Annotated in this window: 11 protein-coding genes and 2 pseudogenes; 8 read left to right on the top strand and 5 right to left on the bottom strand. The window is 53.4% G+C overall.

Annotated features, from left to right (window positions below; all coding sequences use genetic code 11):
- The first annotated feature begins 93 nt into the window (after window positions 1–93).
- Both MELB17_RS10675 and MELB17_RS10670 read left to right on the top strand, forming a co-directional pair.
- Window positions 94–429 carry a DUF2782 domain-containing protein gene (locus MELB17_RS10675; RefSeq protein ID WP_007350250.1) on the top strand — a complete coding sequence of 112 codons (336 nt, stop codon included), beginning with the start codon at window positions 94–96 and terminating at the stop codon, window positions 427–429.
- Between the two features lie 144 nt (window positions 430–573).
- Window positions 574–1,080 (top strand): hypothetical protein, encoded by a 507-nt coding sequence (locus MELB17_RS10670; RefSeq protein WP_007350249.1) that lies wholly within the window; start codon window positions 574–576, stop codon window positions 1,078–1,080.
- 80 nt (window positions 1,081–1,160) lie between these two features.
- On the opposite strand, the gene MELB17_RS10665 is transcribed toward MELB17_RS10670, so the two are convergent.
- Both MELB17_RS10665 and pyrE read right to left on the bottom strand, forming a co-directional pair.
- A complete protein-coding gene (locus tag MELB17_RS10665) occupies window positions 1,161–1,787 on the bottom strand; it encodes a DUF4124 domain-containing protein (RefSeq protein WP_007350248.1) in 627 nt (208 codons plus the stop codon).
- Window positions 1,788–1,790: 3 nt separating this feature from the next.
- A pseudogene (gene pyrE, locus MELB17_RS10660) lies at window positions 1,791–2,427 on the bottom strand (orotate phosphoribosyltransferase).
- Window positions 2,428–2,507: 80 nt separating this feature from the next.
- Here pyrE and MELB17_RS10655 point away from each other — a divergent pair.
- A complete protein-coding gene (locus MELB17_RS10655) occupies window positions 2,508–3,314 on the top strand; it encodes an exodeoxyribonuclease III (RefSeq protein ID WP_007350246.1) in 807 nt (268 codons plus the stop codon).
- 84 nt (window positions 3,315–3,398) lie between these two features.
- On the opposite strand, the gene rph is transcribed toward MELB17_RS10655, so the two are convergent.
- On the bottom strand, window positions 3,399–4,115 hold the full coding sequence (rph, locus tag MELB17_RS10650) for a ribonuclease PH (RefSeq protein ID WP_007350245.1): 717 nt from the start codon (window positions 4,113–4,115) through the stop codon (window positions 3,399–3,401).
- A gap of 231 nt (window positions 4,116–4,346) precedes the next feature.
- Here rph and MELB17_RS10645 point away from each other — a divergent pair, with 231 nt between their 5' ends.
- The 5 genes from MELB17_RS10645 (at window position 4,347) to pglX (ending at window position 13,627) form a co-directional block, all read left to right on the top strand.
- Window positions 4,347–5,213, top strand: a complete 867-nt coding sequence (locus tag MELB17_RS10645; protein ID WP_007350244.1) for a YicC/YloC family endoribonuclease — start codon at window positions 4,347–4,349, stop codon at window positions 5,211–5,213.
- Between the two features lie 119 nt (window positions 5,214–5,332).
- Window positions 5,333–9,514, top strand: coding sequence for a BREX system serine/threonine kinase PglW (gene pglW, locus MELB17_RS10640; protein WP_007350243.1), 4,182 nt, complete (start codon window positions 5,333–5,335; stop codon window positions 9,512–9,514).
- A complete protein-coding gene (locus MELB17_RS10635; protein WP_007350242.1) occupies window positions 9,514–10,677 on the top strand; it encodes an AAA family ATPase in 1,164 nt (387 codons plus the stop codon). The genes pglW and MELB17_RS10635 overlap by 1 nt, the downstream gene beginning before the upstream one ends.
- The gene (locus MELB17_RS10630; RefSeq protein WP_007350241.1) at window positions 10,674–11,297 is read left to right on the top strand and encodes a DUF4276 family protein; all 624 of its coding nucleotides are present in this window, start codon (window positions 10,674–10,676) and stop codon (window positions 11,295–11,297) included. Before MELB17_RS10635 ends, MELB17_RS10630 begins: the two co-directional genes overlap by 4 nt.
- Before the next feature lie 35 nt (window positions 11,298–11,332).
- Complete coding sequence (gene pglX, locus MELB17_RS10625) at window positions 11,333–13,627, top strand: BREX-2 system adenine-specific DNA-methyltransferase PglX (protein ID WP_007350240.1); 2,295 nt, start codon at window positions 11,333–11,335, stop codon at window positions 13,625–13,627.
- A 25-nt stretch (window positions 13,628–13,652) separates the two neighbouring features.
- Here the strand turns inward: pglX and MELB17_RS10620 are convergent, their stop codons facing one another.
- Window positions 13,653–13,925, bottom strand: coding sequence for a hypothetical protein (locus MELB17_RS10620; protein WP_007350239.1), 273 nt, complete (start codon window positions 13,923–13,925; stop codon window positions 13,653–13,655).
- Between the two features lie 3 nt (window positions 13,926–13,928).
- Window positions 13,929–14,189: pseudogene (locus MELB17_RS23800) on the bottom strand (transposase domain-containing protein); the annotation flags it as partial.
- Window positions 14,190–14,255: the final 66 nt, after the last annotated feature.

Here is a 14,255-nt window from a genome sequence, read left to right as displayed (position 1 = left end):
TGGCGATTATTTCGGGTGCGAAACCGGCTTGAAAAAGCCAGCAAATCGTCAATAAGCGCACCATAAACAGATGGTCAAAAGGGTATCACGAAAATGAAAAGAATCATTTTACCACTTGTGTTGTTGGCCTGGCCGTTAGCGACCGTTGTTGCCCAGGAAACAGGCAATCTGGACGACACCGTTGTAGAAACGCCAAAACAGCCGGTGATCATCTCGGACTATCAGCCGTCTAACGCTGGCACCCAGATTGTTATCCGCAGCGGCGAAAAAGAGGTGTATTACGAGTACCGGGTGAATGGTCAGGTGATGGAAATAAAGGTTGTGCCCCAAGTAGGGCCGGAATACTACCTGGTACCTGCGGACGGTGGCTGGGCCCGTGAAAGTGAATCCGGCATGCTGGTGCCAAGCTGGGTGCTGTTCCGCTGGTAGTGATGAATGCGTCGTTAACCAGGCTGGCAGAATAATTTTTGAACGATTTTTGATTTTAGTGTGAACACTCTAACTTTTCTCCCTAACCTGAACTGATCGATCGAAAACACTTTTGATCAACAAGCGCAGCACAGGAGAATTATTATGGGTGTACTTACCACTTATCAGCAACAGCTTCAGGACATGGTCAACAAGGGTATCGATGCCGCTGAAAAGCAGCAGAAGCGTTTGTCTGCCAAGCCTTTCGACATGGCTGAAAAGCTGGAAGAAAGCGCTCGCACTCACAGCGTTAAATCCCTGCGTAAGAGCTATTATGGCTACAGCGAAAACGTGTTTGACCAACTGCGCGAACTGAACGGCACGGTTGGTGAATTCACCGCCCAGCTGATCTCACGCGTTGAGAAGCAAGTAGCTGAAGGTGCCGATACCGTAGCAGAAGGTGCAGTCGATGTTGCTGCAACTGCAGAAGATGTAAAAACAGCTGTTGAGCCCGCCAAATCGGCGCGCAAGAGCAGCCCTAAGAAAGCCAAAGCCGCTCCTGCAGCCGCTGCTAAGGCCGACAAAGCCGAAGACAGCAAAGAAGTAAAAGCGGAAGAAGCTGAGCCGGCTAAATCCAGCGACGCGAAAACTGAAGACACAGCTTCCGCCTGATTGCATTCAACGGCCCTTAAACTCACTAAGAGTGTGGGCCGGTTGAAATCGGCGAATGCCAATAAAAAAGGGAGACTGGTTTAGTCTTCCTTTTTTTTGTCGGTTAATTGTTGCAGCCGGCGAATATCTATTTCGTAGATTTCCTGTTGGGTCTGAATGTCTTGGGTCTGGATTTCAATTTCCTGTTCAATATCCAGAATCTGCGTTTCCAGCCGACGAATTTTCTCCAGGGTTGCCTCGGGAATCTTTTGCCCAGAGCGTTCCAGATCGGCGGCGCGGCTTTGTTCGGCGTTCAACTGCCCGGAGATGACTGTAATATTGCCTTTTTTCAGGCTGATCAGCCCTTCCAACTCGCGAATTTTCCGGTTCATGGCGCTGCGCGCCTGATCTGGGTGACTGAAGCGCTTCAGCAGTTTTCGGTCTTGTTCGCGTTGGAGCTCCAGGGCGTCTTGGCGTTGTTGCTCGGCACTGCGCTCGGCCAGTTCCTGTTCCGTAGGGGCGGGCGCAATAATGGTGACGACACGCCCATTGTTGTTAAGAATGTCATAGCCGCGTTGCGTTGCTTCCTGTGGAATGCTGCTGCCAATGACCACCTGGCCGTTTTCATCCGTATACCTGTACATGCCGGCGTGGACCGAAGTGGCACTGATGGCACTGGTGCCAATCAGGCTGAACATGAGGAGTGAAGCGGTCAGGTGTTTTGCCATTCGTTAAACTCCGTAAGATTCCCGGTAGCGCGTCACCGCATCAGCGTGTTGGCCGAAAGCGGGGTTGCGACTGATGTAGTCCAGTACCTGGTCGAGCCCGATAATGCTGACCACGGGTATGCAGAACTGCTGTTCTACTTCCTGGATGGCAGACAATTTGCCTTTGCCTTTTTCCTGGCGGTCCAGTGCGATCAGTACCCCGGCGGGTTCGGCACCCGCCTGATGGATGATCTCAATTGCTTCGCGAATAGCGGTGCCAGCGGTAATAACATCATCTATAATCAGTACTCTACCGTTCAGAGGCGCACCGACGATGCTTCCGCCTTCACCGTGATCTTTCTTTTCCTTACGGTTGAAGGCAAAAGGTTTATTGTTACCAGCTTTTGCTAACGCCATAGCCGTTACGGTAGCCAACGGAATGCCCTTATAGGCGGGCCCGAAAATAATGTCATAATTCAGAGTACTGCGTTCAATGGCTGCTGCGTAGGCTTGGCTTAACTGTAGAAGATCATTACCGGTATTGAACAGGCCCGCGTTAAAAAAGTAGGGGCTGATGCGACCGGATTTGAGTGTAAATTTGCCAAACGCAGTACATTGCGCTGTATGGCGACTCGATAAAGTTTTTCTGATAGTCATGCATAGCGCGGCTTCTAGGGCTGTTGGTCTTTAAAATCTGCTTAAAATCGGTATCATACACACAAACCGAATCAGGGAATACGTATGCGGGTAGTATCAATCAGCGTCAACGGTCTTGAACAGGCTGTTGGAAAAGGTTTTTTTGACTGGATAGCAGGGCAAGATGCCGACGTTATCTGCGTTCAGGACCACCGCATGCGCGCCTACGAGGTTGAAGACCGCCAACTGGTGCCAGAAGGCTATGAAGCCTATTTTATTGACGGCGAAAACAATGAAGATGGCGGTGTTGGAATTTACACTCGTCACTTCCCTAAAGCCATCATGTATGGCTTTGCTAATGAGCAGGCTGACCGCGAAGGCCGGTTTATCCAGGCCGATTTCGACAAGGTCTCCGTAGCCTGCGTGCTGGCGCCCTGCGCCCTTGGCCTGGAAGACGACCCGATTGGTGGTGACGACCTGACCGTTCTGGATCATAAAGACGATTTTATGGACGCGTTTGGCGTACACATGCAAAAAACCCTGCGTAAACGCCGGCAGTTTATTGTGTGTGCCAACCTGCAAAGCGCTCATCACGTCACCGATGCCAGTCCGCGCTATCACAAATTGGACGTATCCGGTTTTTTGCCTCACGAGCGGGCTTGGCTAGACCGTTTGTTCGAAGAAATGGGCAGCATTGATGCGTTCCGTGATATTAACAAACAAAGCAATCAGTTTACCTGGTGGCCGGAGTGGGCTTCAGGTTGGCGCAAGCAGTCAGGTATTCGGGTGGATTATCAGATTGCTACGCCGGGTATTCGCAAGACCATTCAAGATGGCTGGATTGATGATGACACCCGGTTTTCTGATCATGCGCCGGTAGTGATGGATTACGACATCGAGATTGGGTTTTAGGTTGACCTTGAACATAGGGGACGGATTTAAAATCCGTCCCCGATTTGGATCAAATCTCTAGCCCTCGACACCCAAGGTTTTGAGTTAGCCGTTAAGCGCTTCGTTCTGCAGCGCAAATAACGTTTCAATACCCTGTTTTGCCAGTACCAGCATGCTGTCCAGTTCTTCCTGAGCGAAAGGCGCGCCTTCCGCCGTGCCCTGAATTTCGATAAAGCCGCCTTTATCTGTCATCACCACGTTCATGTCAGTTTCCGCAACCGAATCTTCCGGGTAGTCCAGATCCACAACCGGTTTGCCTTTGAATACGCCGACGGATACCGCCGCAACCATCTGCTTCAGCGGCGATTTCTTCAGGCGCTTTTGTGCTACCAGAAAATTCAGCGCGTCTACCAGCGCTACGCAGCCACCGGTAATGGCGGCGGTGCGGGTGCCGCCGTCGGCTTGAATAACATCGCAGTCGATGGTGATGGTGTGCTCGCCCAGTGCTTTCAGGTCCACCGCAGCGCGCAGGGAACGGCCAATCAGGCGCTGGATTTCAACCGTGCGGCCACCTTGTTTGCCGCGGGCTGCTTCGCGTCCCATACGGCTATTGGTAGAGCGGGGCAGCATGCCGTACTCCGCGGTAATCCAGCCCTGACCTTCGCCGCGCAAAAACGGCGGCACCTTGTTTTCCACTGATGCCGTACAAATCACCTTGGTGTCGCCGAACTCGATCAGTACAGAGCCTTCGGCGTGACGGGTGTAGTTACGGGTAATGCGAATGTCTCTGGGTTGTTCGGGGGTTCTGCCACTGGGTCGCATATAAAAGATTCCTGATTGGTTAATGAGCAGCGTGTCTGGGCCGCAGGCCCGCTGGTGTAAATGAATGGGCGCGCAGTATAGCACGGCCGTGCCGGCTTCTGACCCGCCAGACCCAAGCGGCGTGGCGTCGCCGCGGAATCCGCTTACTGCGGTTCGCTGCTCGGCGCTTTAGCCTGATAGACTCTGTAAAAGCCTGGCTGATCAGGCTGATAAAACGATGCCGGAGTTACCATGATTCGAAGTATGACTGCCTTTGCGCGCCAGGAAACTCGTGGCGACTGGGGTGTACTGACCTGCGAGATTCGCACCGTTAACCATCGCTACCTGGAGCCGTCATTCCGCTTGCCGGAGTGCCTGCGAGGGCTGGAAAACGATTTTCGCGAACAGCTGCGCGAACAACTGAAGCGCGGCAAGGTAGACGTGAGTCTTCGGCTGCACGCAAGCGACCAGGCCCAACACAGCTTCGCCATCGACGAGCCGCTAACCCAGGCGCTGAACGACGCGGCCAAACGCATTAGCCGGATTCTGGACAACCCTGCCCACATCAGCGCGCTGGACATATTGCGCTGGCCGGGTGTTATGGCAACGCCCGAGCAGGATTACACCCAGGCCAAAGCCGCCGCGGCCAGCCTGTTTGAGCAAACCATAAACGAACTGGTAGCGGCAAGAACACGTGAAGGCGAGCGCTTGCTGGCTATTTTGGAACAGCGTCTGGTCGCCATACAAGCCCAAGTGGCTGACGTGCGTGAGCGCATGCCGCAGCTGCTTCAGGCTCAGGAGCAACAGCTGCGCGAACGCTTTGAAAAAGCCAAAATAGAGCTCGACCCGGAACGCATAGCTCAGGAAATGGTGATGCTGGCGCAAAAAAGCGATGTCGCCGAAGAACTGGATCGGCTGGACGCCCACGTGGCCGAAGTACGCGATACCCTGGCCAGTGAAGACGCCGTCGGCCGACGCCTGGATTTTTTGATGCAAGAGCTGAACCGCGAAGCCAATACCTTGAGCAGCAAAAGCATTGACGCCGGCCTGACCCGCGCTGCGGTGGACTTGAAAGTGTGGATTGAGCAGCTGCGGGAGCAGGTGCAGAATATAGAGTAGGTTTCAGATACTACCTGTACTGACGCATTAGATATATGGACAATGGGCTTTCTTATCGTGGCGAAGCTTAAGAGCCATAACCTGGTTGGGCTTCTGTCTTAGTAATAGGGATCACATTGATGGATATGCTGTGGAAGCAAATCACCCAGTCTGACTACGCCTGGGAAATAGAAGCGCTGGAATTCGCTAAGCAGTTGTTACCAGACCATGATCCCTATCGCGCCTGGGCTAACTTCGAGTTTATTGCCTTAGATGGTTCCATCAATGAAGTCGACCTGATGGTGCTAACACCCAAAGGCATGTACCTCATAGAGATCAAATCACACCCGGGCGTTATCCGGGGTGATGCGTCTAACTGGGTATGGGAAAAGCCAAAGGGTGGCCAGAAAATCTTTGATAACCCCAGATTGCTCACCCGGCGTAAAGCGCAGAAGCTGGCGTCGCTGCTCAAGGTGCAAGCATCTGTTATACGTAGTAAAGAACGAGTCCCCTTCATAGAAGCACTCGTGTTTTTGTCGGCAGAAAATCTGACCATCAAACTAGATGATAACGCACGCCAAGGCGTGGTGAATCGTACAGAACTTCTTCCAGAACTCACTCAGGTCAACGAAAGTTGGTCGCATAAGCAAATTCCTGTGTCTTCCGCCAGAGTAATCACCAGAGCGGTTGAAGAAGCTGGGATTAAAGAATCACTGCGCATGCGCCGTGTTGGCAGCTACGAACTTAAGCACCTTCTGAGCGAAGCCGATAACTTTCAGGAGTGGTATGCGGTTCACTCGGAGCTAGGTGTCGAGCGTAAAGTTCGAATCTATCTGACACAGGGCAAAGCTGAAGCCGATGTCAAAAGGTTGGAGAAAGCGGCGCAGCTGGAGTTCCGTTTACTCGAGGGAATTGAGCATCCTGGCATTATGCGAGCCAAAGACTACCTGCATCATGACAGCGGGCCCGCTCTGGTTTACGAATACGACCCAATGGCTTTTCGGCTTGATCATCTATTAATGAATCTTGGCCAAAGCCGCCGCCTGGAAACAACTCAGGCGCTCTATTTATTACGTCTGATTGCCGAAGCGGTGAAGTACGCGCACGGACAGAAGCTCTTTCACCGTGGGCTTAGCCCTCAGAGTGTGTGGGTCAAACCTTTAGGTGATGAGAAATACGACGTAAAAATCAGCAACTGGGCGACCGCTGAACGGGTGTACGAGAATGAAACTCGCCACATTACCGCCATGAGCCATCTAAGCCAGTTTGTGCAAGAAGATGCAGGGTGCTACGCGGCGTTAGAGGCCCACGGCCGGGCCGCCGATGGCGTTCATCTGGACGTTTTTTCGTTGGGCGCGATTGCCTATCATTTGTTTACCGGCAAAAAGCCCGCCGAAAGTGACATTGAGCTGCTAGACAAGCTGCGCCATAGCAAAGGGCTGCAGGTGACCGATGAAATCAACGGTGCAAGTGAAGGCATGCAGTACTTGGTGCAGTACGCCACACACCCGGATGTTGGCAGCCGGTTAGAGTCTGTAACAGATTTTTTGCAGCACCTTGATGTGTTGGAAGACGAAATCAGCCAGCCCGACACCTTGCGCAGTAATAACCCGACCGAAGCCCGCAAAGGCGACACCTTCGCAGGTGGCTTTACGGTGGTTCGGCCCCTTGGCAAAGGCGCTTGTTCGGTCGTTTTTCAGGTTCAATATCAGGGCCAAGACCGTGTTCTGAAAATTGCAGCAACGCCAGACCATAACAGCCGTTTGATCAAAGAAGGCAATGTGCTGGCCAAGCTTCGTCATCAGTCGATCGTGGCTTATCATAAAACACTGGATATTGGCGGGCACACAGCCCTGCTGCTCGATTATGCCAGCGAGGGAACTCTGGCTCAGCGGTTGCGCCACGTTGGAGCCGTTCAGTTAGAGCTGCTGGAGCGTTTTGGTGATGACTTGCTCAGTGCCATCGCGCACCTGGAGGATCAGGCTCTGGTGCATCGTGATATCAAGCCGGAAAATCTCGGACTTGTCATGCAGGGCAGCGCCTTGCATCTTATTTTGTTTGATTTTTCGCTGTCTAGCGTAGGCGCCGACAACGTAAAAGCAGGCACTTTGGCGTATATGGACCCGTTCATTCGTGACCCTGGCAGGCGCCGCTGGGACGATCACGCAGAGCGGTTTTCTGCCGCGCTCACCTTGTATGAAATGGCAGCCGGTGCTCTGCCCGGTTGGGCCGTAGCAGAAGGATTGCCGCCCTTATTGGAGGGCGAACTAGAGGTAGACCGCACACTGTTTGACCCCAGTATTCGCGATCGGGTAGTGGATTTCTTCAAGCGTGCCCTGATTCGTGATGCGCGCGAACGCTTTGCCAGCGCCGGCGACATGCTGCGCGAGTGGCGAAAGATATTTCATCAGGCGCGAACAGATACCCAGCATTCCACAGTTCACCCCGGGCAGCGTTCATGCCCAATTAATGAAGCAAGACTGGACACCCAGATTGGACTGCTTGAGCTAAGCCCTCAGGCCCTGGATACCCTAAGCCGTCGAAATATCAATACCGTAGCCGAACTGATCAAACTGAACCGCTCCCGAGTCAGGGTTTTGACCGGTGTCGGCGTTAAAACCCGCAATGAGTTGTCAGAGGTTATCGGGCAGCTGCAAGAGCGCCTATTGGAAGCCCAGCAGAGGGTGCAGTTTGATGCGGGCGACACCAGTATCGTCAGTGTAGACCGGCTGTTTCAGCAAATCCTGCCAAAGGTTACGAAAGCTACGGATCCAACACGCCTGCGCTTTTTGCATGAGTACCTCGGCAGGCTAGACGACGACTCACCCAGAGGCCTGCATAACGTGCATTGGCCCACACCGGCGGCAATCAGCGGTTATTTGGGGATCGAAACCCTGATGGTGCGCGAGTTGATTAGTAAAGTAAGCGTGCAGTGGGGCAAAACCAAAACTATTACCGACCTGCGGGAAGACATCGCCGGTTTACTGGAAGACAACGGCGGCGTAATGACCGCGGTCGAGCTGGCCGATGCCGTGTTGTTACGCCGGGGGTCAGTGCAAGACAGCCCGCTGCGCGAGCGCTGGGCCTATGCGGTTGTTCGCGCTGCGGTTGAAACCGAGCTGAGTAAGCAGGAACCGCGTTGGTTGTTGCGCCGTTCTGGCAGTCGCATACTCATTGCCGACAATCGCCAAGGTTGGGCTGAAGAGCTGGCCGATTACGCCAATGACCTAGGCGATCTGGCCGACGAGTGCGCTAACCAGTATCCCTTGTTGTCACCGGTTCGCGCACTGGAAAGAATACGAGCGGTACCGGCTCCCGAGTCATTTTCTGAGCTGAGTAACCCTCGCCTGTCGCGCCTGGCTGCTGCCGCATCACAGCAGGCAGCGCTGTCGAGCCGCGCCGAGTTTTACCCGCGTGGCTTGCCCGCCAAACGGGCGCTGGAGCTTGCCCAGGGCGCATTGTTGGGCAGTAAGGCCTTGGCGGTACAGGATGTTCAGGCCCGCGTCGCCGGCCGCTATCCGGCGGCCGAAGCCCTGCCAAAACGCCCTCAGCTAGATGCCCTGGTACTGGCGCTGGATATTGGTTTCAAATGGGACGCACAATTTGAATTTTCAAACGGTAACAAAGGCGCTTACTGCCTGCCATCGGTGGGCCTAACCAGCTTTGCCACAGGCACTACCAGCTACTCCGCGGTTACGCAGCAAAGCGATGAAGATTCAGCCTCTCTGAGAGAAGTGAAAGAGCTGCACAAACGTGTGCAGCAGGTTATTACCGCGTCACACTTTCTTGCGCTTACGGTACGCCCGCGTCAGTGGCAACAAGCCCAGCTGAAGCTGTGTGCTGATTACCCATTTAAACTCATCAGCTTTGACGAGCTGTTGCTGCGCCACGTGCACCAAGTGTGTAGCGATATGCCGCGTGCGCCTGACTGGCAAGTGGTGCTAAATGCCGACAGTTTCGACAGAGCCTCCCGCGATTGGCAGAACCTGCAGCGTTTGGTGCACCGGGCGTTGCCAGCAATGACTCAGGAAATTCTAACGGCAGGCCAGCCCGTGCTACTAACAGACCCAGGGCTGATGGCGCGTTACGATTTGATTGGCACCTGGCTGGCGGACCTGCGAATGCAGCTGATGCAAGAAAATAATGGTTCAAGCGTTGACCTACCCGGGCTTGCGTTGTTGATTGCAGCCGACGATCAGTTTACGGGCGCCGCTATCGACGGCAGCCTGGTACCAACTGGCGCGGGGAGTAAAGAGTACGCACGCATACCCGGCAGTTGGTTCGATTATGACGTTAATACACGAAAAGAGGGCGCTGCCTGATGCTGATTAAGTCGATTCGTCTGACCAACTTTCTCAGTTATGGCAGCAGCGCAGATGAAATTGAGCTGCGGTCGCTGAATATCATCATTGGCCCCAACGGTTCGGGTAAATCCAACCTGATTGAAGCCATTGAACTGATCCGCGCCACGCCGCAAGACCTTCTTACGCCCATTCGGGATGGCGGAGGCGTGCGCGACTGGCTTTGGAAAGGCTCAGACTCTCGCGCCATAGCCACCGTAGATGCGGTATTCGTGAACCCCAAAGCCAGCGCAGATCTGCGTTATGTTTTGAGCTTCACCGAAGTGGCTCAGCGTTTTGAAATTGTTGACGAGCGCATTGAAAACGACAAGCCGGATCAGGGCCATAAACAGCCCTATATATACTACAAGTTCACCAACGGCCACGGCGTGCTGAATGTAAAGGGCCAAGAGCGCAAGTTGCAACACGAAGAAATTGACCCCAGCGCCTCCATTCTGGCCCAGCGTAAAGACCCAGACCAATACCCAGAATTGACCTATTTAGGCAATGTGTTTGGTAAAATCCGACTGTACCGGGAGTGGAGTTTTGGTCGATACACCCCGCCTCGCCTGCCGCAAAAAGCCGATATGCCAAATGGCTTTCTGGAGCCAGATTGCCGCAACTTAGGGCTGGTGTTAAATCGCCTGAGCCGTGACCCCGGCGCCAAAAAGCGCATCGTTCGTTCGTTACAAGCGCTGTATGACGGCATAGACGATTATCACGTTCAGATTGAAGGGGGAACCGTGCAGGTGTTCTTCCACGAAGGCCGCTTCTCTATTCCTGCCACGCGCCTGTCCGATGGCACTTTGCGCTACCTGTGCCTGTTGGTGATGCTGTGCGACCCATCACCGCCGCCCTTGATGTGCATTGAAGAGCCCGAGCTGGGTTTGCACCCAGATGTGCTGCCAACCTTAGCCGACCTATTGAAGGAAGCATCGCAAAAAACACAGCTGATCGTAACCACCCACTCAGATGTGCTAGTAGATGCGATGACCGATCAGCCAGAGTCGGTGCTAGTGGCAGAAAAAGACCAGCAAGGTACCCGTCTGACACGGCTGAACGCCAAACAGCTAAGCCCTTGGCTGGAAAAATATCGCTTGGGCGAGCTGTGGATACGGGGCGATATAGGAGGAACCCGCTGGTGAAACTGTTTGTAGAAGGCGGCGGCGACGCCAACGCATTACGCAGCGCCTGCAGGGAAGGCTTTACCCGATTTATTACCAAAGCGGGCAACCGTAACCGGCCCAGAATAGTAGCTTGCGGCAGCAGAAGCGATGCCTATGACTCGTTTTGCACCGCCATCAACAATGGCGAACAGGCGATGTTATTGGTCGACAGCGAAACAGCGCTGGCAGCGCACGTTCAACAAGGTAAACCTGAAAACTGGAAGCCATGGGCTCACCTGAAACAGCGCCGGGGCGATGAATGGGCAAAGCCAAAGGGCGCCCAGGAAAACCAGTGCCATTTGATGGTGGAGTGCATGGAAAACTGGTTGCTGGCAGACCGGGCCACCCTGGCGCGATTTTTTGACCAGGGCTTCAGGGCAGCGGCGTTGCCAGCCGAGATCCGTAGCATTGAAAGTATTGATAAAACGCAGGTTTATTCGGCCCTTAAAGAGGCAACCCGCAATAGCCGCAAAGGCCAATACGGCAAGGGCGATCACTCATTTAAAGTGCTGGCCGAGATTGACCCGGGAAAAGTGATCAGTGCTTCGCCCTGGGCCGCGCGATTTATAAAACAACTCAAGAAAACCATGGACAGCTAAGGCTGCCCGCCTGCGACTATTAAAGGATACAACCTGTGATTAACCGCGCTGACCTACTCAGCAGTCTTCAGTCGCTGCTCCCCCATATTGAACAGGACATTCTTGCCTACAGCGCCGCCAATGAACGATTGCACGAACATCTGCAACAACAATACCAGGCCGCCGTGGCCGCCGACCGTACCGCAGAGCACTTTGTGGCCTGGCGCGAAGCGCAAATTACCCAGGCCGCCGTCGCCTGGGTGCTAACCTGCGTGTTTGTGCGCTTTCTGGAAGACAACGGGCTGTTAACCGAACCGGTACTGGCGGGCCCCGTGAGCAACGCTCAAGGTAACAATACTCTGCAGCAGGCCAAAGAACGCATGGCGGCCTACTTCAATGACAACCCAACCCACGAAGAACGCCATTACCTGCTCGACCTGTTCCAGACGCTGCAGCAATACCCGGTTATCGCCCAGCTGCTAGACCAGCGCCACAACCCACTGTGGCAGACTCCGGTATCCGCCGATGGTGCCAAACGTCTGATAGACTTTTTTCAGCAGATTGACCCGCAAACCGGCGACATCAAACAGGATTTTACCGACCCAGAGTGGGACACCCGGTTTTTGGGTGACCTGTATCAGGATTTGTCAGAATCGGTGCGCAAACGCTACGCACTGCTGCAAACCCCGGAATTTGTTGAGAGCTTTATACTGGATTACACCCTGGAACCGGCAATCGAAACCTTTGGCCTGCCGGGCTTGCGGTTGATTGACCCAACCTGTGGCTCCGGCCACTTTTTGCTGACCACCTTCGAGCGTGTGTTTGAGCGCTGGCTGAAACGTGAACCAGGCACCAATACCCGTAAACTGGCCCAGCGGGCGCTAGATGTGGTGCATGGCGTGGATATTAACCCTTACGCCATTGCGGTCTGCCGTTTTCGGTTGTTGATAGCCGCAATGAAAGCGGCTGGCAGCGACAGAGTGAAGGATGCGCCGAAATTTGAATTTCATTTGGCTTGTGGCGATTCGCTGCTGCACGGAAGACGCCATGAATGGGAGGGTCAGGGTGACCAGCAGGATTTTTTAGGTAAACACCAGCATGTTTACGAAGTTGAAGATGAACAAAAACTCAATCAGATTCTTGGCCAGCGCTATCACGTTGTGGTGGGCAACCCGCCCTATATTACCGTGAAAGACAAAGTGCTGAATCAGGCGTACCGTAGCAAGTATCTGACCTGTCACCGTAAGTATTCGCTGGGCGTTCCCTTTACCGAACGGTTTTTTGATTTAACTCTGTGGCCGGTGGACAACCAGTCAGCCGGTTTTATGGGGATGATCACCACCAACAGCTTTATGAAAAGGGAGTTTGGTAAAAAGCTCATCGAGGTATATCTACCACGTAAAAACCTGACCCACGTAATCGACACGTCTGGCGCTTATATTCCAGGACATGGGACACCAACGGTGATTTTGTTCGCCCGAAATCAGTCGTCTAAATCAGATGTTATTCGTGCGGTTTTGGGTATTCGTGGTGAACCAGGTACACCTGACGATGCGGCACAGGGTAAGGTTTGGTCGTCTATTGTAGAGCTATTGCCAAAGGCAGGCGCCGAGAACGATTACATCAGTGTGGTCGATCAGGCGACTGAAGCATTTGCTGCTCATCCTTGGAGTTTGGGTGGCGGCGGTATATCCGAGCTCAAAGAGTTTATAGAGGCAGAAAAGGCGCGACTGGGTTCAATAGTATCTTTAATTGGCTTCGGCGCAATCTTGGGCGAGGATGATGCTTTTGGTGTTCCACACGAAAAAGTAGGTTCAGTATCATTTCCACTTCAGAACCGTCCTTTAGTAGAGGGCGATCAGGTAAGAGACTGGGCGCTTGGGTCTGTTACAGCAGTTATATTTCCATATGATCACGACATTAATCTGAGCATTGATAGGGGCCAGAAAAAGTACTTGTGGCCGCTCAGAACTCAATTGTGGTCAAGAAAAACCTTTGGAGAAAAAACTTACAAAGAAGCAGGTCGTCATTTCGCTGAGTATCATCAGATTCCGGTCGGACGAAATAAAGTGCCGCTTTCTATTACCTTTGCTTTTGTTGCCACACACAACCATTTTGCCTTGGATCGAGGCGGTAAGGTGTTCAAGCAAACTGCTCCGGTTATCAAGCTGCCTCAATGTGCGACAGAAGCTGACCATTTTGCCTTCATGGGGTTACTGAATAGCTCAACCGCATGCTTCTGGGGGCGTCAGACGTTTTTTGGACGAGGGGGCTTCTCTGACGGTAAATGGCAAGAGCGGATGGAGTGGGATGGTACAAAATTGAAGTCTTTTCCTGTTGTTTCAGAGTAAGCGTTCATTCCATGGCGTAGTTGACTTATTTCACGTCACGAAGAGGTCGTAGCAGCCCCGGCGAGACCTTGTACTGTTTCATGCCGTCGTCTTCGGCCAGCACGATCACGCTCTTGCGGTTGATCTTGGTAACGATCCCAACCTTCGGTCCCTCCCGGCCATTGAAGGTCACTTTCGACCCCACTCGCAATTGACTCAGCGCCTGTATGTTTTCTTGGTCTTGCAGTTGATCAATTCGCCGGCAGATGACCCTGTTCATTTCCAGCAATTGGTCGATGCTCATGTCTTCAATGCGCATGGCTTACAGGCTCCGGTTGGCTTGTCTGTCGGGATGGCGTGGATCCACCAGAGATCTCAGCGGCTTGTCCGCGAACCGCAATTTCCAGAGCCTTGGCGTTAAGTCCGCCACCTGACTGGCCGGGTGTTGGCTGATGCGTTGCAGCACGTCCACCAGGTAGGTGTACGGATTCAGGTCGTGCAGTTTGCAGGTGGTGATCAGGCTCTGGATGATCCCCAGGTGTTCGGCACCGAGTTCGGTCCAGCAAAAAAGCCAATTTTTTCGATTATGGAAGTGTTTCCATAATCGAAATTATCCGAGGTTGTGAGTTATGGAAGGTTTCTCAAAGAA

It is taken from the genome of Marinobacter sp. ELB17 (genome assembly GCF_000169375.1).
Lineage (GTDB): Bacteria > Pseudomonadota > Gammaproteobacteria > Pseudomonadales > Oleiphilaceae > Marinobacter.
The sequence above is the reverse complement of the archived record's forward strand: the minus strand, read 5'-3'. Positions and strand labels throughout refer to the sequence as shown.

Excerpts from the sequence above, each read along its gene's own strand:
- MELB17_RS10675 (WP_007350250.1), top strand. The coding sequence starts at position 94 with ATGAAAAGAATCATTTTACCACTTGTGTTGTTGGCCTGGCCGTTAGCG.
- MELB17_RS10670 (WP_007350249.1), top strand. The coding sequence starts at position 574 with ATGGGTGTACTTACCACTTATCAGCAACAGCTTCAGGACATGGTCAAC.
- pglW (WP_007350243.1), top strand. The coding sequence starts at position 5,333 with ATGGATATGCTGTGGAAGCAAATCACCCAGTCTGACTACGCCTGGGAA.
- rph (WP_007350245.1), bottom strand. The coding sequence starts at position 4,115 with ATGCGACCCAGTGGCAGAACCCCCGAACAACCCAGAGACATTCGCATT.
- MELB17_RS10665 (WP_007350248.1), bottom strand. The coding sequence starts at position 1,787 with ATGGCAAAACACCTGACCGCTTCACTCCTCATGTTCAGCCTGATTGGC.
- MELB17_RS10655 (WP_007350246.1), top strand. The coding sequence starts at position 2,508 with ATGCGGGTAGTATCAATCAGCGTCAACGGTCTTGAACAGGCTGTTGGA.
- MELB17_RS10620 (WP_007350239.1), bottom strand. The coding sequence starts at position 13,925 with ATGCGCATTGAAGACATGAGCATCGACCAATTGCTGGAAATGAACAGG.
- MELB17_RS10635 (WP_007350242.1), top strand. The coding sequence starts at position 9,514 with ATGCTGATTAAGTCGATTCGTCTGACCAACTTTCTCAGTTATGGCAGC.
- MELB17_RS10645 (WP_007350244.1), top strand. The coding sequence starts at position 4,347 with ATGATTCGAAGTATGACTGCCTTTGCGCGCCAGGAAACTCGTGGCGAC.